The sequence below is a fragment of the Patescibacteria group bacterium genome, from assembly GCA_041667185.1.
Classification (GTDB): Bacteria; Patescibacteriota; Patescibacteriia; order SG8-24; family SG8-24; genus JBAYFM01.
This window is the reverse complement of record JBAYFM010000004.1, coordinates 1-18,294: the sequence shown is the minus strand read 5'-3', so window position 1 is coordinate 18,294 and position 18,294 is coordinate 1. Positions and strand designations below refer to the sequence as shown.

The window sequence follows — 18,294 nt, the reverse complement described above, 5'->3', positions numbered from 1 at the left end:
GAGCTGGCCCACTGCAACGCTCGAGCCGAGTTCAGTGGTGGGAATCAGCCGGGTAACACCGGCTGGTTTTTTGTATTTTCCGAGCTCAGCTTGGCGCTTTACCTGATTTTGGCCTTATGGTAGGAAACGCGGTATGCATTACGTCTACGTATACGTATTATTTAGCGTGAAGGATCGGCAGCTTTATGTGGGTCTGACGGACGACCTGCGCAGACGTTGGTGTCAGCATCGTACGGGCATGGTGAGATCGACCAGAGACCGGCGGCCGCTGAAGTTGATCTATTACGAGGCTTATTTGACTAGAATTGAGGCCGCACGGCGGGAACGATATCTGAAAGGCGGTAATGGTCGGGCTGCTTTGAAAAAACAACTGGACGTGACTTTTTCGCGTTTAGGTTATAGACATCTCGACTGATGGTCCGACCACTCCCGCACTCTCTTTTTGTCATTCCCGCGTAGGCGGGAATCCAGCATTCTCAAACTCCCTGACTCCGCCACTTCGTATCTCCGCATCTCCGTCTCTCCCTGACTCCGCATCTCCTGCTCCCTTGCTTTCCCCCTCCATCCAAGCTAAATTATCCTATCAGCCCTGTAAGATAAGGCTGCTTGAAACGTCATATTATTACGATGAATCCAACGAGCGGGGACAACCAGGCTCAGTTCATCAAGGCGTACGACGAGCTCGCTGACGCCATTTTCAGGCACTGTTATTTTCGCGTCTACGATCGCGAGAAGGCTCGTGATCTGGTCCAGGATTGTTTCATGAAGACTTGGGACTACCTGTGCCGCGGCGGCGAGATCGGCAACATCAAAGCCTTCCTTTATCGGACCGCGACCAACCTGGCCATCGACGCCGGCCGTCGTCATCAGACGGACTCGCTTGAAGCGCTGCTCGAACAGGGTTTTGATCCGACCGGCGCATCCGGTTCCGCCGAGCAGCTCGCGGAAACGGCCCGCGTCGTCGCCGCGATCGACCGTCTGAAACCGGCCTTCCGCGACGTCCTGAAACATCGTTTTCTCGAAGGGCTGGGTCCGCAGGAGATCGCCCGGTTGTCCGGTCTGTCTGAGAACGTCGTCTCGGTCCGGATCAATCGCGCCGTCGCGACTTTGAAGAAAGAATTCACGCTGGATAAAACGCGCTATGGAAGATCTGCTGAATAATATTTCTGAACGATCGAAACGCGTCGCTCTGACCGAAGCCGAACGCGAGTTTCTTCGCGTCCGTCTGGTCGAATACGCGGCCAGTCCGCGGGCCGGCGCGTCCGAAAATTTTATCGCCGCCTGGCTCGGGTTCTGGCGGCAGTCGGCGTTCGCACTGCGGTCTTCGGCCCGTCCGGTCCTGGCCGCGGCCATGATTGTCGCGATTCTGGTGGGTAGCGCCGGAGTCTCTTATGCCGCTGAAAGCGCGATGCCTGGCGATGCGCTTTACGGCTTCAAATTAGCTGTTAATGAAGAGGTTGTTTCGGCTTTGGCGGTCACTCCGGAAGCCCAGGTCCGCTGGGAAACGCGCCGCGCCGAGCGTCGGCTCGAAGAAGCCGAGGTTCTGGCTGACGCCGGCGATCTTGATGCGGACAAGGCCGCCATCATCGAAGAGCGGATCAACGCCCACGCAGCCAGCGCCGAGGAACATCTGGCTGAGATCGATCGCGGCGGCCACGCCCGCGAGGCGGCTGAGTTGGGTTCAGAACTGGAGAGCGCGTTGCGCGGCCATGCGGCGGTCATCGGCCGGTTGTCCGAGCCCGACGATCGGCGCGCCGTCGGTGCCGCGAATGTCATCAAGACCGCCGAGAAACAGGCTGGCCGCGCCGCTGTCCGCCGCTCCGATTCGGAGCAGGCTGTGACCGTTCCCGACAACCGCCGGGCCGCCGAGGCCAGCTTGGCCGACGCTGAGAAGAAATTGACCGCGGTGAAAGAAAAGTTCGCAGAGGATCGATCGCGTCTGACCGTGAAGACCATCGACCAGGCCGGCGGATTGATCGCTCTAGCCGAAGCCGCCGTCAGTTCCGGCCGCGCAGCCATGATCGTGGAAAAATTCAATGAAGCCTTCGCTGTGTTCCAGGAAGCCGGCCGGCAAGCCCAGCAGGCCAAGATGCTGATCAGCGCGGACCAGAAATGGCCGGAGCATTCGCGCGGCCGGGAAACGCTGCGGGAAGATGGCGACAATGATACGGGAATCGACGATCGGAATGTCGATCGGGGAGACCGCTGGGAGCGGCCGCAGCGCGAGGCTGCCGCTTCAGACCGCGACTGACCGCCTAGCGCGGCTCAATTGAGCGTTTTTTAAGGCGCGGTCAAGGCTTTGACCAAGACGCTGGATGTTGTTATATTATGGCTATTATGGATGAGAAAAAACATCGGCTCATCAACCGGTTCGCCGTCTTCGCGGTTTTCGGCCTGGCGGTGATCGCGGGCATCGGTTACGGCGTTCTGAATCTGCGGGTTTTGCCCGTTGCCGAAGCTCCGGCGTCCGAAGTTGTGACTGCTCCCAGCGAAGCTGAATACCGCACTGCCGCCGGTTCGGTCCTGACGCCATTTTTTGTTCAGGCGCAGAAATTGGACGAGACCGCGTTCACCGCGATCGATCCGATCTTCGTCGATCTCATCGATAAGACCCAGGAGCGGCTGTTGCGCCTCCGTGTCCCCGGAGCGGACCAGAACATCCACCTGTCCTGCGTCCTGCTGCTCGAACAATGGCGTCGGGCCATGTCAGGCTCCAAAGCCGACCAGAAGTTGGTGCTCGCGAATACCCGCGATCTGCTCGGTGAAAATTCTTGGCTGATCCAATAGATCCGCCGCCGGTTTGTCGCATCCATTATGACCAGGATCGAGAACGAAGATCAGTCGGATCGCGAGGCGCTCAAAAAAGAGATCCTCACGGAGATCCATCACGAACAGCGCCGCAAGAAGCTTTTGGGTTGCGCCGGCTGCTTGGTGCTGGAACTTTTGGCTGTTGCCGTGCCGCTCTTGCTTTCGGCCGCCCTGGTCGCGAAGACCGGTCTGGTCACGGTCCCGGTCCTGACGGGCTGGTTGTACGAACCATCGCAGCCTGCGCGCCAGGTCCTGCCGCTCGTCGGCTCGACCGGGGAGCAGATCGCCAAAACCGCGGCGCTTAAGTCCAAATACGACGCCCTGCTGCAGTCGCTGGAGATCAGTTTCAGCGAAGCCGAGCTCACGACCATTATCCGCGGATCCTTGGCTGCGGCCGGCGCCCAGTTGCCGGTTGCTTTGAGCGGCACCCAGATTGCTGTCGATCCCGGACATCTCGAGTTTTATGGTTTGATCGACCGTCCTGATCGGCAGGCGACCGTTCGAGCCGATATCGAACCCGTGGTCCAGAATGGCCAGCTCAAGATCAAGGTCACCGGTCTCCGCCTCGGCGCTCTCGATATTCCCGACGGTTTGTCCGGACTTTTCGCTTCCGTGCTGGATCGGGTGATCGGGGAGGCTCTGACTTCGGCCATGTCCGGTCTCGGCGGACTGAATTCGATCGTCCTCGAACCAGGCCGGATGCGCTTTCTCATCCATTATGTTCCGCGCTGACGTTTTCGCCTGATCTATGCCTAAGATATCTTTCCGCGATCTGCCCGCGGTCGTCGCGATCCTGATCGGCGCCGCCCTGGTCGCGGCCATCTGGTTGCCGGCGCGCCACTTGTCCGTCGCCATCGTCATCTGGGCGGTCTGTTTGGGTGCGGCGCTGGCGGTCTTCACAGCCGCCATCCTTTGGCTCGGTATGGGCGCGGCGCGTCCGTGGCGGCTCTGGCGTGCTTGTCTGCCGTCCTTCGTCCTGCTCATCTCCAGCTTCGGTTATCTGTTGATCATCGAATCAACAGTCGGCAGTTATCTCCTCGCGGCGGTCGTTACGGCGCTGGTCGGATCCCATTTGAGCCAGGTGCGCTCGGTCTTGTCCGATGAGTCGCCGGATGATCCGGCTCTGGCTTATCTGGCTAATTTGGTCGGTTTGGCTGGCTTGTTCCTGTTCCTGGCTTTTTTGTACGGCATCAACTCTTATTATTACATTTCCATGCCATTGCTCGGTCTCGCGGCCGCTGCTTTGGTCGCCGGGTTGGCCGGCGAGAGCTTGGCTGGTTTCGGATTATCTTCGGCGGAACTTCCGGTCGTGGTCGTGGTTTTCGGCGCCCTGGAATTTCAGGCTTACGTCGGCTTTTCCTTTTTGCCCACCGGCAGCCTGGTCAACGCCACGGTCAATATCATTCTTTTCGCCGTTTCCTTGTATGTGGTCCGGATGATCATGCGGGGCGCGGGCGAGGTTCGTTATTTTCGGCGCGAACTGGCGCTGTCCTTCCTGTCGATCGCTGTTCTCCTGGCGACCGCCGGTTGGTTCTGATCACTATTTTATGATGTGGCCCAAAAAACACGGCGTTATCGAATTGACGCGGTCCGGCTGGACCCCGTTCTTCGTGAGCAGCGTCTTTTTCGGTTTCGCCGCCGGTCTGGTTGGCGGCCTGCTGTCTGCGACGTATCTGTTGCCGGCCGACAGCGGGTCGGCATCCACGCTCACGGTTTGGCGTGATCGCGGTACGGCGGCCCGGCTCGGTTCTGACAGCGCTGAAGCTGATGCGCCGGTCATCGCGGATCAATCAGCTGTGTTGTTCTTCGCGGCCAAGTCCGTTTCCGGCGATCCGCTGGCGGATGCGTATCTTCCGGACGAGGCCCTGGCCAGCGGCGCCGTGCTGACTTCCGACGGCTGGCTGCTCACCGGCAGTCAGGCGCTCGTCGCCGTCAAAGGCAAGCCAGCCAAAGATCTCGCCGCCCTGGTCGGCGGTCGGGTCTACGCGGTCGAGCGGGTCCTGCGCGATTCTTATTCGGGCGTCGTTTTCGCCAAGATCGCCGCCGCGGATCTGCCGGTCGTGTCTTTCGGCGATGCCGCCGCCCTAGTCCCGGGGGAGAGCGTCTATACGCTCGATGCCGGCTTCGGACCCCGGCATCTGAGTATGCTCGGTTTCGGCGCTCCGGCCGACGCGTCCGGTCACGGGCCCTTGTTTTCCTCGGAGGTTTTGAGCCGTTATCTGCGTCTGCAGGGCGAGACTCCCATGCCCGGAGCGATGATCTTCAATCGCCGCGGCGAGGCCGTGGCAGTTTTCGGCGGTCTGGTCGAGCCTGGTCTCCTGGCGGCGCCGCTCGACTCTTTCATTGATCGCATGAGCGCCATCCTCGGCAACCAGAATATCGATCGGCCGCTGCTCGGCGTCCATTATCTCGATCTGGGGAGCCTGGTCGGACTGAATGATGATCGCGATTTCTTGCATAAGGGCGCCCTGGTTTTCGGTTCGGCCGACGGTTCGATCCCGGCCGTGGCCAAACGCAGTCCTGCCGCCGAGGCTGGTCTGCGCGCCGGCGACATCATCGTCTCCGTCGACAGCGATGACGTGACCGCCAAGCGGACTCTCTCTGAGATCATCTCCGAATACGATCCGCAGGACCGCGTCAGTCTGGTGGTCCGGCGCGGTGTTTTCCCCGGCGGTCTGCTGTCAGTCGCTCGCAACGGCGCTCTCATCACCGTCGAGGTCGTGCTCGGCGGCAATTCCGGCAGGTAGGACCAGCGGTGCCTGGAGTGGCGCTGGCCGGGTTTTTCGTGTAAAATTAAGGTATGGAAGACTACCAATACACTCGGGCCTTGTCCGGCGGCTGGAAGCGTATCGTGCTTTTCGGCCTTTTGGCGGCTATTTTCGGAGCCGGCCTGAGTTTCGTTTTCCCTCTGCGCTACAGTTCCACCATGCGTCTGCTCATCATTCAGAAGCAGTTGTCGCAGTCCGATCCTTACACCGCCATGAAAGCTTCGGAGCGGCTGTCGGACAATCTGGGCCAGATCATCTACACGACCTCGTTCTTCGAGAAGGTTCTGGCCACGCAGTTCAACATCGACCGGACCATCTTCAAGACCGATGAGACCAAGAAGCGCAAACAGTGGGATCAGATGATCGCGACCCAGGTCGTCAGCGGCTCCGGCATGCTCGTCGTCACCGTCTATCACACCGATCCCGCACAAGCCACGCAGATCGCCCGCGCCATCGCGTTCGTCCTTACGACCGAGGGTTGGCAGTATGTCGGCGGCGGTGATCTTCAGGTGAAACTGGTGGATCAGCCGTTGCAGTCCAAGTACCCGGTCAAACCCAATATCCCCGCCAATGCTTTCGCCGGCTTCGTTCTCGGCCTCATCGCTGGCGCCGGCCAGGTGCTTGTTGTCGCCAGCCGCCATGATCTCTACGAGACTCCGGCTGCGATAGTTTGAGTCCAGACCTCGGGTCATCAGGCTGCCCTCCCGCTTGAAGAAGCGGGTTTTTTAGTCTCCGGTAGGAAATTTCAGCTCCAGCTGGGGCTGAAGAAAAGAGACGGAGTCAGGGAGTTCGGGAGTTTGGGAGAGACGGAGTCAGGGAGATGGTCGGTCTCCCGCACTCCTGCACTCTCACAAACTCCCTAATTTCCGCAGCTCATAAGGCAAAAAAGCTGGGTTGCGGCTGATTTTAGCCGGCAATCCAGCTTTAATTACCCGTAATTCTGCGCTAGTTATGGCTGTCCGCCACCCTTGACAAAACACCCGGATTATGTTACATTTATTCGTTCATTTGAAGGTAGCAGAGGTCCTGACCGGGACGTTGGGACCGTTTGACAGACCAGCGAAGATACCTCCTCCTTCTCTTCGTCGGTTACGTCAAACGGTCTTAGCGTCTCGTTTCAACGAGGCGTTGCTCATTACAAGTTGAGATCAAAAGGAATCCAGTATCAAACCGCCCCGCAAGGGCATTTCACAATGCCCCCATGTCGGGGCGAGAGGAGACGGTCATGAAAAAGGTCAGCACATTGGTCGCTTGCGCTGCGGTTCTTGCTTGGGCCGGGAAGGTCTCGGCCGATGAGAGCAATACGCTGTCCGAATTCCGGATGGTGTTGCCGCCGGAAGCGGCAAGATGTCTCGCTGGTTGCACCGCGACCGCCAAGGTTCGCGCCGATGATCGCATCGCCTCGCTCGCGAGGCGCGTGACGGTCCTCGAAGATCAGATCTCCGGACTGCGCAAGCAGGTCGGATTGCTCGGCAAGAAGAAGCCGGGCGCGGATCAGAACGCCATCGCGGCGTCGGTCCGGACTGAGATTGCGCGGCTCCGCGGCGAGTTGGATCGGCTCAACCAGGCTACGGCCAAGGATTACGTCGAGCTCGCGCAGCAGTTGTACGCGCTCATGGAGAGAATCAGAGAGATCGACAGCCGCCTGAACGTCATGGAACGCAAGGGTGGTGTGAAGATCGGGCCGCAGGGCGGGTTTCTCGTCTTGCGCTCGTCCGACGGTACGACCTACACTGGTCTGCCGGTCGGCACTCGTCTGACGCTCAACCTGACGGACTCCTGGGATATCGATTTCGACGCCAATGCGCTCGTGTCCGGTGGCAATGCCCGTGTCGGGACTCAGGTCCGCGGCGGCTTGTCCTGGACGGCGAACGACTGGTTCGCGATCGAAGGCGGCGTCGGCTCCAGCTGGGTTGGTTACGATAACCAGCTCAAAGCTAAGTCGGCGTTCGTCACGGGAGATTTCGGTCTGGTATTCAGCCACAAGCTGGTCCAGGTCGGCGTCTCCGGTCGTCTCGGTTCGGAGTTCGACTCCGGCTGCCCGGCGTTCGCGTTCGGGAGCCAGGTCCTGCTCCGTCTCGAGTTGCCATAGTGCTCAGATCTTGGCGAGGGCGGTCATGGTGATCGCCCTCGCCGACAAATTCAGAGAACCGCTGCAATTCCCAGAAAGAGGAGATCAATCATGAAGACGAATCTCTGGATCGCGATCGTTGCCCTGTGTGCAACCTTCAGCTTCACCGCCTGCGGCGTGCAGGAAAGTGGGGATGAAGACAGCGCTTGCACGGACTGCGTTGACATCGTTGACCCGGTCGACCCAGTCGACCCCGTCACGCCCGCAGTCGTCATGCCCGCTCCCTTCAAGTCCCCGACGGCTTGCGTCCTGGACTTCAGCTCTGCCTACGTGTCAGGTTCGACCTGTGGCGAGCTCCGTGGCGACATCCGCGGTACGACAGCGGTCACCTGGACCGACGGCCCGCACATGCTCGATTCGGATAACTCCGGCTACATCGGCATGGCTTTCACGGACGCCCCGGACGCTGGCACCTACAACCTGAGCTACGTCGGCTGGCAGAACTGTTCGACTCAGTCTCCGAACGAAGCTTGGGCCCAGTTCGGTGACATCGACCAGCTCAAGGCGATGACCTCTGAGGCGCGTGCGTTCATCCAGTGCAACTGGTGGAATGCCTCGACTCGGGAGATGGTCACTGGTGTGAATCCGTCTTGCAGCATTCGCGTCACTTTCGATGCGGCTTGCAACATCACGCCAGCCGGCAACATGGCCAACCTGGAATAGTTCCTTCCTGATCTCAACCCGCCTCTATAAGAGCCTGCTTCCTTACGAAGCAGGCTCTTTCCTTTTCCGTCATTGCGAGCGGAGCGAAGCAATCCCGGGCTCGGCTTACGCCACCGGGCACCTCCGAATTTACAGCGTCCTTGTGGTGTGGGTCTCGCCCGGCAATAACGATTTCGACAACTTTTATATAACCAATCACTCGGCCTGCCACATCGCTCGCGAGCGACATGACTCCGTCTCTCCCGCACTTCAGCACTCCTGCACTCCTGCACTCCCTCACTCTCCGTAAATAAGGTACAATAAACCCACCTATGGAAAGCTTCTTGGCCAGGATCGGGCGCTATTTTGAGGTCGATCTGAACATCAAACGTCCCTCAGGGAGGCACTTCGCCTTCGCTCTTTTAGCCACCGCCGCCCTGGCCGGCGCGTTGGTCGTCCTGACCTCGCCCTGGAAGGCTTTCGCTATCGTGGCCGGCTTGGCTGTTTTTGCCCTCGCTTTCTACCGCCCGGAGTGGGTCATCATCTTCCTGGGCGCGCTCATTCCGTTCGAGCCTTTCCTCCTGAAGTTTGTGAGCGACGAGATCTATGTCTACGCCCGCTATTTTTCCGAGTCTCTGGTTTACATGCTGCTGCTCTCGGTCGCCGTGCGTCTGCTCGTGCGCCAGAAGCGCGTCGTGGCCACGCCGCTCGACTTGCCATTCCTCTTCTTCCTGCTCGTCGCCGCCTCCTCGCTCGTCATTAATTTCGTCTCGCCGGTCACTGGTTTCCTCGGCTTGCGCCAGATCATCCGTTTCGTGCTCCTGTTCTTCCTGGTCGTCTATCTCGACCCTGACCGGGCGTTCATCAAGCGCTTCTCGTACATCATGCTGGGCATCGTCCTCTTCCAGGGCCTCCTGGGCGGCCTGCAGTCGCTCATCGGCGGTCCGCTCGACGAACTCCTCATCCCGAGCGAACGCCGCTTCTTCGAGAGCATCCAGCTCACGACCGGCACGACGCAGTTCTGGTCTCCCGGCACCCGCGTCTTCGCCACCATGGGCCGCTACGACCAGCTCGGCACCTTCCTCTGCTTCTTCTTCCTGATCATCGTCGGCTGGCTGTATTATTCGCAGCGCGACAAGACGCGCCAGGGCCTGCTCGCGGTCCTGCTCCTCGCGTTCCCGGGTTTCGTCATGACGCTCTCGCGCGCCTCCTGGTTCGGCTTCCTGCTCGGCGTCCTCGTCATCGGCGGCCTGCTCATGAAGGACGTCAAGGTCCGCCTCGCTTTCGCCGGCTTCCTGGTCGTCGTGCTGGCTTACCTCGGCTACACCGGCATCGTCGTGCGTTATCTCGTGGATTATCCCGGCCAGACTCCGATCGAACGTTTCTTCGAGGCTTTTTCCTATGAGCGCTGGCGCGGCGAATATTACGGACTCGGCCGGATGTTCTGGATCGTCCAGACGCCGCTCACGGTCGTTCGTTCTTCGCCGCTCTTCGGCGTCGGCCCCGGCCAATACGGCGGCGGCGCGGCGGCGGCGCTCGGCAACACCAAGGTCTATGAACAGCTCAATCTGCCGTTCGGCGTGAGCGGCACCGAGGGCTACATCGACAACAACTGGTTCTCGATCTGGGGCGAGACTGGCACTCTCGGCCTGGGTTTCTATCTCTGGATGTATATTGCCCTGGCCCTCGTTGCCCTGCGGGTCTGGCGCCGTTCGCGGCTGCCGTTCACCCGCGGCCTCGCCCTCGGTTATTTCGGCTGTCTCCTCGCTGTGGCGCTCCAGGCCTTCCTTGCGACCTACCTCGAGGTCCGGACGCTTGCCATGTACCTCTGGCTCTACGGCGCTTTCCTCTACGTCCTCGGCCGGCATGAGAAGATTTATGCCTGAGTAGGGGAGTCAGGGAGAGACGGAGTTACGGAGCATCAACACTCCACCACTCTCACAAACTCCCTGACTCCGTCACTCCTTGACTACGTCACTCCCATCACATGCGCATCATTTTCGCCAATAAGTACTACTATCTGAGAGGCGGCGCTGAACGCCATCTTTTTGATCTCAAAACTTTGCTCGAATCGCGCGGCCACGAGATCATCCCTTTCGCGATGGCCGGCGAGCATGACGAGCCGAGCGCCTGGTACAGACATTTCGTGAGTCCGGTCAGCACCGAAGCGGTCTCTTTCGGCTGGGAAGGTCTCCGCACCGCCGGCCGGATGCTCTATTCTTTCGAGGCGCGGCGAAAGTTCGCGACGCTCCTGTCCGAAGCCGACCCCGACCTCGTCCATGTCCACAACATCTATCACCAGATCTCGCCGTCCATCTTGCCGGAGGCGAAGAAGCGCCAGCTCCCGGTCGTCATGACTGTTCATGATTATAATCTGCTCGCGCCTAACTACTCACTGTTCCACGACGGCCGCATCTGCGAGGTCACCAAGCCGCAGGCTTACTGGCGGGCGGTCAGCCACAAGTGCGTCAAAGGCTCGGCCGCGGCGAGCGCACTCACGGCCCTGGAAATGTCCCTGCACCGCTCCTTGGGCCTCTATAAGCGCAATATTGACCGTTATATCGCCCCCAGCCGCTTCGTTCAGGCCCTCTTGGTTGAATATGGCTTTGATGAGAAACAGGTGTCTTTCCTGCCTCATTTCGTCCAGACCGCGGACTGGCAGCCGTCTTTCAGCGGCGACTACGCTCTGTTCGTGGGCCGGTTGTCGGCCGAGAAAGGCGTCGAGACGCTGATCCGGGCGGCCGCGATCGCCAAGAATGTTCCGGTGCACATCGTCGGAACCGGTCCAGACGAGGCTCGGCTTAAGAAGCTGACCCTCGAGCTCCGCGCCACGAATGTCGTCTTTCGCGGTTTTCTCGCCGGCGACGATTTGAAACGCGAATACGCCGGCGCGCGTTTCGTGGTCGTGCCGTCGGTCTGGTATGAGGTCTTCGGTCTGGTCGTTCTCGAGGCTTATGCTGCCGGCAAGCCGGTAGTCGCCTCCGAGATCGGCGGACTTACCGAACTCGTGCGAGCGGGGGAGACCGGTATTCCGGTTTCCGCCGGCGATGTCTCTGATCTTGCCGGGGCCATGCGCGATCTTTGGAATCACCCGATCATCGCGGAGAAGATGGGCCGTGTCGCCCGTTCCTGGGTCGAGTCTTATTTCACTCCCGACCAATATTACGCTGGTCTGATGAAAATCTACGGCGGCAAAAAACTTTCCTAACTCCCGCACTTCAGCACTCCAGTACTCCAGCACTCCAGTACTCTCACAGGCTCCCTGACTCCGCCACGTCGTTCGCGAACGACGTGACTCCACATCTCCCTCACTCCTGCACTCCCATAAGCTCTCCAACTCCGTCTCTCCCTGACTCCGCAACTCCGTCTCTCCCACACCCCCCCCCGCCCTTCAATCAAAACACCCGCTTGTTTAAGGGCGGGTGATTTTAATCTTCCAATTTTCTCTCCGTATCTCCGTATCTCCGTCTCTCCAGCACTCCCGCACTCCCGCACTCCAGCACTCTCCTCAAACCTTTACGCTCCTCACTATCTTGGCCTTAACCGGCCTGCTTGCCGCGGTCACCGCGGTATACAACCGGCTTACAGCCGTAGCCACGTCATCCCAGTGATAATCGGCCAGCACGAAGGTCTTGGCCGCCCGGCCCTTGGCGCGCGCCAGTTCCGGCCGCGCGATGAGCGAGCGCAATTTCCGCTCCAGATCGGCCACGTCCTTGTTGCGGAAACTCAGTCCGTGCTCCCTCGTCACCTCCAGGATCTCCGGGATGTCCGAAGCCAGCACGGTCTTTCCGTAACTCATAGCCTCGAGCACGGCGATTGGCAGCCCCTCGGATTCCGAAGGGTGCGCGATGGCGTAGGCATTCGCGAACAGCTGCTGCAGTTCCGCGCCCTGGCGATAACCGGTGAAAACGATGTTGGGATTGCCGGCGGCCGCGGCTTTCAATTCGGCGACGTAATCGTCGGTGAAAGCCGAGTCGCCCACGATCGCGAGTTTCAGGCCGCCCGTCTGGCCGCGTTTTTCCAGGTTCTGGAAGGCCTTGATCAGATAGTGCACGCCCTTGTGTCGCACGAGGCGCGAGACCATGGCGATGTAGCCGTTCTTTTTCAGGTTGAATTTGACCAGCAGGTCGCTGCCCGTCCGTCCGGGATTCGTGATGCCATTCGGAATGTAGTGCACGTCGCGGTTGAAACGGTCGCGGCAGTAAGCCTCGAGCGTCTTCGAGACGGCGATGGTCTCGTGCGGGAACAGACAGGCTGCCTTCTCGCCGAGGCCGAGCGCCAGGCGCGCGAAGAAATTCCATTTCTGGTGTTTGCGATCGATGCAGTGGAAGGTCGCGATCACTTTGACGCGCGGTGCGAGCAGGCGCGGGATCCACGACAGGAGCGACGGCCCGACGGCATGATAATGGATGATGTCGACGTCCTCGCGGAGCGCGTGCAAGGTCGAGGTGAACGTGTGGATGATGGCATCGAGATGTTTCGATTTGACGGTCGGCGTAGCCACAGTCCGGACACCCTTCGAAAACCGTTTTTTGGGTGCGGCATACCAGGCCCTCGTGTACACGGTGACCTCATGGCCCATCGCGCCCAGTCGGCACGCCAATTCCTCGACATGGCGTTCAATGCCGCCGAACTGCGTGGGGATGCCCTTTTGTCCGATCATGGCTATTTTCATATAGTCAGTTTTTGTCATTCCCGCATAAGCGGGAATCCAGACGGACGATCGATTAGCTGCGGGGCAAAAAACGTCTCAACTGAGCCTTTTTACCGCCGCTCGATTTCTAGTTTGACCGCTAAATGTAGCACAAAATAAGCCTTTTGTCAACCCTACCAGGCTACTAGTCGATATCTCCGCCACGCCGCTCGCGAGCGACGTGACTCCGTCTCTCCTGCACTCCAGCACTCCAGCACTCCAGCACTCTCACACCCCCCCCACCGCTCCCGCACTCCCAACAAAAAAGCCCCGGCCTCTCAAAAGCCAGGGCTTATCTTTTAACCACTCCAGCACTTCAGTACTTCAGCACTCCCGCACTCCGTCTCTCCCGAACTCCAGCACTCTCCTCTAACTATTTTTTAACCACAACCCCGGTCCGCGCCGCCTCCGGCCCGAACGGTATCGCTGTCGTGACCGCCGGCGCTGTCGCTCGCACTTTGGTTTGTGTGACTGCGTCGACTCCTGACAGCATGACTTCTTTGAGCAGCAGGGGAGCCGTCCCTGCGTCCGCCTTCGTCGGCGTCAGCTCCACCTCGAAGCTGGCCCCGACCTTCGTGCCAGCGCTGCTCGCATTCGCCGGGATGTCGCCGATCTCCCAGAGTATCCGGCCATTCGTCGGCAGATGCGCCATCGACGCGCCCGCGGTCACGCTGTAGCGCCCGGTCCAACCGACGTTCTCCGGTAACCAGGTCTCCAGCAAGGCTTCCTTCACCGTATTCGTGGTGTTCGTGATCTGGATGAAGACCCAGTATTTGGTCGTCTCGCCGACCTGTGGAGGTAGGGGACCGATTCCCAACTGGTCGCCATCCTTGGAGTAGTAGATCGCCGAAGCGTCGATCGCGAGTTTCGTCGTGATCGGCAGGCTGATCACTGCCGTATCCGCGAAGATCGGGTCGGTCAGGTCGTCATCCATGAAATATTGTGCCCGCGCGGCGATTTCCATCATCGGACGTCCGTCTGCGCCGACATCGCTTGCGCCGATGATCTCCTTTATCTTGAAGGATGCGATGACCTCGCCGGATTCGCCCGGCTCGATTCGCATCAGTTTTGCTTCATTGGACGTATCCCAGGTGAAACTCTTGGTCTCAGCCAGGAATTGTGGCGTCGGTTCGACCCAGATCTTCAGGTTATGGATCGGTTTGTTGCCGCCGTTGCGGTAGCGCACGGTGACTGTGACCTGTTCTCCCGGATCCAGCGAGGTCTTCGAAGCTGGCTCGGTCAGTTCCTGTCCCAGGCTGAAACCGGTCGCCTGCGCTTCCAGATTCGCGCGTACCTCCTGGACAATCAGTTGCTTGCCGCCCAGGAGCAGATATCCGCGCGCCGAGAAGTTCGGGATCGCCTGCTTAGCCGCTCCGGCGAGCAGGAAGCCGTAGACCGTGATCGAGCCCTTGGCGCCACCGGCCAGATTGTTGATCCGCCATTCGTAACGGTCGCCGTATTGCGGCACCGCGCCCGTCACACGGAAGTCATCCGGCGGCGTGAGTTTGATCACGACTGCATCGATCGTCTCCTCGGTCTGGTTGGCGTAAGTGATCGTCACCGCCACTTGCCGCCCACGGACCACCTGATCGGGGGAGCGGAAAGCCAGCTGCAGCACCGCGTCCTCGACGAGCCAGTTCGTGAATGTCGCGTTGCGGCTCGGTTCAGAGCGCCCCTCTTCCCAGTAGACCAGCTCGCTCGACAAGGTCACCTTGGTCCCGACCGGCGCGAAGACCGCGCCTCTGATCCGGACCTCGCCCAGCCCATGCGGCTTGATCGAACCGACCGCGATGGTCTTGATGCCGTCGCTCGCGCTATCGGTCTTGGCCTGAGTAGTCGCGGCCCCGGTCTTCCCCAACGCCTCGGCTTCGACGAAGCCATCCGGCAGTCTCACCTTGAGCTCGGCGTTGGCCAGCTCGGATCCGGTTTCGTTGCGATAGCTGATGATCAGGTTGGAGATCTCGCCGCTCACGATCCGTTTCGGCGCCAGCACGTTCAGCTCCACCAGTTTGGCGGTCGGCAAAACCGGCAGCACGAAATAGGCGAAGATCCCGCCGACCGCCAGCGCGCCGACGGTGAACAGGAGCACCAGGTCGAGGATCAGCATCTTGCTCGCGTGGTGGGCGTACTTTTTCTTATACCGCTCCTCCCAGTGGAGCTGCAGCGGTTCGTAGCAGATCTTTTTTACCGGATCGGTGAGCTGTTTCATCGGCCCCGTGATGACGTTCAGTGTGCCGATGAAGATATTGCCCGTCTTTTTGGCCGGAGTTTTCTCGGTCTCGCGCACTTCCGCGAGCTCCGTATTCAGGACCGGCTCAGCCTCCACCGGCCGCGCCGCCTGTTGTCCGTCAGTTTCCTTCGGTTGTTTCTTCATATTCCGTTAAGATATTTCTCGATTCGGTTCAGCTCAGAAAGCATCGTTCGATGATGTCCCCTGAGCTCAGCCACCCGAGCTTCCCGCACCCTCACAAACTCCTGCACTCCCTCACTCCTGCACTCTCCCGTCAGCCCCCTCCACCCCCTCAACCCCCTACCTTGCCAACGAAAACTGAAAAATATCCGTGCTCAAAGCCACGATCTCCGCGATCTTGTCCCCATTGATATCCGCAGCCGCGACCCTCACTCCGCCCCGGCCGGCGGCATCCGCGGCCATGAACCCCGGCCCCAGCAACCGCCCGTCGCGGTTGAAGATCCGCACGTGCGGCCCGCCGCCCGGGCCCGCCCCGGTGATGATCTCCGCGCGCCCGTTGCCGTCAATGTCGCCGACTGCCACCTGCACCCCGCCCCGGAACTTCGGATCATAGGCGAAAAAGCCCGGATGGATGGCCCGCCCCGAACCGGTGAAGATCCTCACGTGCGGCCCGCCGCCGACCCCGGCCCCGGCCACGATCATCTCGCGCCCGTTCCCGTAAAGGTCGCCGACCGCCACTTGCACCCCGCCCCGGAACTTCGGATCATAGGCGAAAAAGCCCGACCCCTGCGGCGCGCCATTCATATTATATATACGTACCTGCGGCCCGGCCCCGGCTCCCGTGCCGGTCACGATCTCCAGCTGGCCGTTCCCGTCGAGGTCGCCGACCGCGATATTGATCCCCAGATTATAATTCGCGCCGTACGGCTGGAACGAAGCCCGTCGCGTCCCGTCGCTCGAATTGACCGACACGGTGTTCTTTTCCGCCACGATCTTCTCGATCGCGCCGTCGCCGTCGATATCCCGGAGCACGATCGACGACATACCGTCATAAGGCGCCACGTAGGTGAAGAACCCGTTCCGGACCTTGGCGCCGTTCTTGTCGAATACCCGGGCGTAAGCTCCGTTCGGGAATGTCGCCCCGATCAGTTTCGCCAGCGGCTTCAGGAGCAGCAGTCCGTCGCTCGCGGCCAGGGTCACGCTCGTCGCCACGGAGCCGTCGTTCACGTCCGGAGCCTGAGCGCCTCGGATCCGCTCCAGCTCTTCCTTGAGCTCGACCTTCCGCGGCTGGTCCGTGGAATTCACCAGCACGACGCCATTCTCGAAATCCCGCCGCCATACTCCGGCGGTCAGGTTCTTTTTGGTCGGTGCCAGCAGGTTCACCGGTCCGCCCAGCGGCCGCCCGAGCTTCACGCCCTGTTCGTCATAATTCCAGATCTGTCCGTGGTCGGTCTCCCCGAAATCAAAGCTGAAGAAGCCGTCCCCGAGCATGGTCGAGGCCAGCGAAAAACGCACCTTGCGGAAATCGGCGTTCTCGCCGGTGTTGCCGGTGTTGGCGTTGATGATGAAGACCGCCGGATAACCGACCCGGGTCTGCAGGCGGATGTAGTTGCTCATCACGCCGGCCCAGGTGCCGCCGGCCTCCCACGGAGTAGGGAAGGACTCGAACATCCGGCCGTTGATGTTGGCTTGCAGATCATCCGTCGAATCGCCGTTCGTCACGATGATGGCCTCGGCGCCGAGCTTGTCGCGCGTCGCCTTCAGCATGTTCATCGTGGCGCGTTTCCAGGCGACGTCCACGAGCGTCGGATCGTCCTTGCCGCTATCGCGGTGGATGTCGATGTTGCCGCCGTTCACCCACGAGACGTTGCCGGAGAATTCATCGTATAGGATGCCGTCCCAGAGTTTGGTCGCCCAGATCTCGCTCGCGACGAACTGCGGCAGGTAGTCGCCCCAGCCCGAGACCATGTTGAGCATCGCCGTGCCGGGCCAGACCGAGACCTGGCCGCCGAATTGGTCATGCAGCCACCACGCGTCTTGCAGGCCGGCCTGCAGTTTCGCGTGCAGCGGATCGACCCAGCTGTAGTTGTAGGATTTCGTCGGCACGTAGGCGAGGATCAGGATCGTCGGGTTCCGTTTGCGCAGCTCGCCGAAAAGCGTGCGGTTGTAGACCTGGGCCTCGGCCGGCAGGATCAGGAGGTCGTACTTCGCGAGCTGGTCGTAATGCTCCGGCCGGATGTCCGTGCCGGCTTTCAGATAATAGTTTGCCGTCCGGACGAACTTGTCCGCCGGCGTCTTCAAAGCCGCAGCCGCCGGAGCAGGGGAGAGCAACGCCAAACCGACCACGATCACCGCAGCCGCCACAACGCCAGTTGTCTTCCCCCGATTCATGTTCATAATATCTCTTTAATAACTCCCGCCCTCCAGCACTCCCGCACTCTCATAAGCCCCCAACTCCCTGACTCCGTCACTTCGTCTCTCCCTGACTCCGTCACTTCTTCACTTCTCCAACACCTTCGGATTCGGACTGTAAAGCCGGTTCTTGATTTTCCACTGCTCGACGAACTGTCCGATGCCTTCGCGTTTCAGTTTGTTCTTCACGGTCGGTCGTTCCTGTGACCAGCGTACCAGACTTTCGAAATTTATCTTATATCGTCCGCGCACCACGACGTACGTCAATTCGCCGACAGCGATCGCTCGCCGCACGGTCTTGGTCGAGACTCCAAAGAGTCTCGAAGCCTCCGATACCGACACGCGCACAATGTTCATAATTCTTTTTGTCGTCATTGCGAGGTGAACCCGGCGTTCTCCTCGTCGTCATTGCGAGGCCAGCGCAGCTGGCTGAAGCAATCCCATCTCTCCGTCACGTCATTCGCGAGCGACGTGGCTCCCGCACTTCAGCACTCCTGCACTTCAGCACTCCCCAACTCCGTCTCTCCCAAACTTCCGCACTCCCATTATAGCTCACTTCCTCCGGCAAGGGGACCAGCACTCCAGCACTCCAGCACTCCAGCACTCCAGCACTCCAGCACTCCAGCACTCCAGCACTCCAGCACTCCAG

At 60.3% G+C, this 18,294-nt stretch carries 16 protein-coding genes; 12 read left to right on the top strand and 4 right to left on the bottom strand.

All coding sequences use genetic code 11. The annotated features are described in order from the left end of the window. The first annotated feature begins 133 nt into the window (after positions 1-133). The 12 genes from WCT10_01955 (at position 134) to WCT10_01900 (ending at position 11,557) form a co-directional block, all read left to right on the top strand. Positions 134-415: a GIY-YIG nuclease family protein gene (locus WCT10_01955; protein ID MFA6603590.1), complete on the top strand. Its 282-nt coding sequence runs from the start codon at positions 134-136 to the stop codon at positions 413-415. Between the two features lie 212 nt (positions 416-627). Then, positions 628-1,161, top strand: a complete 534-nt coding sequence (locus tag WCT10_01950) for an RNA polymerase sigma factor (protein ID MFA6603589.1) — start codon at positions 628-630, stop codon at positions 1,159-1,161. Beyond that, a complete protein-coding gene (locus WCT10_01945; GenBank protein ID MFA6603588.1) occupies positions 1,142-2,251 on the top strand; it encodes a DUF5667 domain-containing protein in 1,110 nt (369 codons plus the stop codon). Before WCT10_01950 ends, WCT10_01945 begins: the two co-directional genes overlap by 20 nt. Before the next feature lie 86 nt (positions 2,252-2,337). Further along, positions 2,338-2,787 carry a hypothetical protein gene (locus WCT10_01940; GenBank protein ID MFA6603587.1) on the top strand — a complete coding sequence of 150 codons (450 nt, stop codon included), beginning with the start codon at positions 2,338-2,340 and terminating at the stop codon, positions 2,785-2,787. 27 nt (positions 2,788-2,814) lie between these two features. Then, positions 2,815-3,540 carry a hypothetical protein gene (locus tag WCT10_01935; protein ID MFA6603586.1) on the top strand — a complete coding sequence of 242 codons (726 nt, stop codon included), beginning with the start codon at positions 2,815-2,817 and terminating at the stop codon, positions 3,538-3,540. Positions 3,541-3,556: 16 nt separating this feature from the next. After that, positions 3,557-4,345 (top strand): hypothetical protein, encoded by a 789-nt coding sequence (locus tag WCT10_01930; GenBank protein ID MFA6603585.1) that lies wholly within the window; start codon positions 3,557-3,559, stop codon positions 4,343-4,345. A 10-nt stretch (positions 4,346-4,355) separates the two neighbouring features. Further along, positions 4,356-5,555, top strand: coding sequence for a PDZ domain-containing protein (locus WCT10_01925; GenBank protein MFA6603584.1), 1,200 nt, complete (start codon positions 4,356-4,358; stop codon positions 5,553-5,555). 53 nt (positions 5,556-5,608) lie between these two features. Beyond that, positions 5,609-6,250: a hypothetical protein gene (locus WCT10_01920; GenBank protein ID MFA6603583.1), complete on the top strand. Its 642-nt coding sequence runs from the start codon at positions 5,609-5,611 to the stop codon at positions 6,248-6,250. Positions 6,251-6,801: 551 nt separating this feature from the next. Beyond that, positions 6,802-7,668 (top strand): hypothetical protein, encoded by an 867-nt coding sequence (locus WCT10_01915; protein MFA6603582.1) that lies wholly within the window; start codon positions 6,802-6,804, stop codon positions 7,666-7,668. A gap of 90 nt (positions 7,669-7,758) precedes the next feature. After that, positions 7,759-8,370, top strand: coding sequence for a hypothetical protein (locus tag WCT10_01910; protein MFA6603581.1), 612 nt, complete (start codon positions 7,759-7,761; stop codon positions 8,368-8,370). Positions 8,371-8,681: 311 nt separating this feature from the next. Then, positions 8,682-10,235, top strand: coding sequence for a hypothetical protein (locus WCT10_01905; GenBank protein MFA6603580.1), 1,554 nt, complete (start codon positions 8,682-8,684; stop codon positions 10,233-10,235). A gap of 101 nt (positions 10,236-10,336) precedes the next feature. After that, on the top strand, positions 10,337-11,557 hold the full coding sequence (locus WCT10_01900) for a glycosyltransferase family 4 protein (protein MFA6603579.1): 1,221 nt from the start codon (positions 10,337-10,339) through the stop codon (positions 11,555-11,557). Between the two features lie 300 nt (positions 11,558-11,857). On the opposite strand, the gene WCT10_01895 is transcribed toward WCT10_01900, so the two are convergent. From WCT10_01895 to WCT10_01880, 4 genes are all read right to left on the bottom strand, one after another. Then, entirely contained in the window at positions 11,858-13,012 is a 1,155-nt protein-coding gene (locus WCT10_01895) for a glycosyltransferase family 4 protein (protein ID MFA6603578.1), read from the bottom strand. 403 nt (positions 13,013-13,415) lie between these two features. Further along, complete coding sequence (locus WCT10_01890) at positions 13,416-15,416, bottom strand: hypothetical protein (GenBank protein MFA6603577.1); 2,001 nt, start codon at positions 15,414-15,416, stop codon at positions 13,416-13,418. Between the two features lie 156 nt (positions 15,417-15,572). Further along, entirely contained in the window at positions 15,573-17,630 is a 2,058-nt protein-coding gene (locus tag WCT10_01885) for a putative glycoside hydrolase (protein MFA6603576.1), read from the bottom strand. Positions 17,631-17,732: 102 nt separating this feature from the next. Next, positions 17,733-18,002: a helix-turn-helix domain-containing protein gene (locus WCT10_01880; GenBank protein MFA6603575.1), complete on the bottom strand. Its 270-nt coding sequence runs from the start codon at positions 18,000-18,002 to the stop codon at positions 17,733-17,735. Positions 18,003-18,294 lie beyond the last annotated feature (292 nt).

Excerpts from the sequence above, each read along its gene's own strand:
- WCT10_01955 (MFA6603590.1), top strand. The coding sequence starts at position 134 with ATGCATTACGTCTACGTATACGTATTATTTAGCGTGAAGGATCGGCAG.
- WCT10_01950 (MFA6603589.1), top strand. The coding sequence starts at position 628 with ATGAATCCAACGAGCGGGGACAACCAGGCTCAGTTCATCAAGGCGTAC.
- WCT10_01945 (MFA6603588.1), top strand. The coding sequence starts at position 1,142 with ATGGAAGATCTGCTGAATAATATTTCTGAACGATCGAAACGCGTCGCT.
- WCT10_01940 (MFA6603587.1), top strand. The coding sequence starts at position 2,338 with ATGGATGAGAAAAAACATCGGCTCATCAACCGGTTCGCCGTCTTCGCG.
- WCT10_01935 (MFA6603586.1), top strand. The coding sequence starts at position 2,815 with ATGACCAGGATCGAGAACGAAGATCAGTCGGATCGCGAGGCGCTCAAA.
- WCT10_01930 (MFA6603585.1), top strand. The coding sequence starts at position 3,557 with ATGCCTAAGATATCTTTCCGCGATCTGCCCGCGGTCGTCGCGATCCTG.
- WCT10_01925 (MFA6603584.1), top strand. The coding sequence starts at position 4,356 with ATGATGTGGCCCAAAAAACACGGCGTTATCGAATTGACGCGGTCCGGC.
- WCT10_01920 (MFA6603583.1), top strand. The coding sequence starts at position 5,609 with ATGGAAGACTACCAATACACTCGGGCCTTGTCCGGCGGCTGGAAGCGT.
- WCT10_01915 (MFA6603582.1), top strand. The coding sequence starts at position 6,802 with ATGAAAAAGGTCAGCACATTGGTCGCTTGCGCTGCGGTTCTTGCTTGG.
- WCT10_01910 (MFA6603581.1), top strand. The coding sequence starts at position 7,759 with ATGAAGACGAATCTCTGGATCGCGATCGTTGCCCTGTGTGCAACCTTC.
- WCT10_01905 (MFA6603580.1), top strand. The coding sequence starts at position 8,682 with ATGGAAAGCTTCTTGGCCAGGATCGGGCGCTATTTTGAGGTCGATCTG.
- WCT10_01900 (MFA6603579.1), top strand. The coding sequence starts at position 10,337 with ATGCGCATCATTTTCGCCAATAAGTACTACTATCTGAGAGGCGGCGCT.
- WCT10_01895 (MFA6603578.1), bottom strand. The coding sequence starts at position 13,012 with ATGATCGGACAAAAGGGCATCCCCACGCAGTTCGGCGGCATTGAACGC.
- WCT10_01890 (MFA6603577.1), bottom strand. The coding sequence starts at position 15,416 with ATGAAGAAACAACCGAAGGAAACTGACGGACAACAGGCGGCGCGGCCG.
- WCT10_01885 (MFA6603576.1), bottom strand. The coding sequence starts at position 17,630 with ATGAACATGAATCGGGGGAAGACAACTGGCGTTGTGGCGGCTGCGGTG.
- WCT10_01880 (MFA6603575.1), bottom strand. The coding sequence starts at position 18,002 with ATGAACATTGTGCGCGTGTCGGTATCGGAGGCTTCGAGACTCTTTGGA.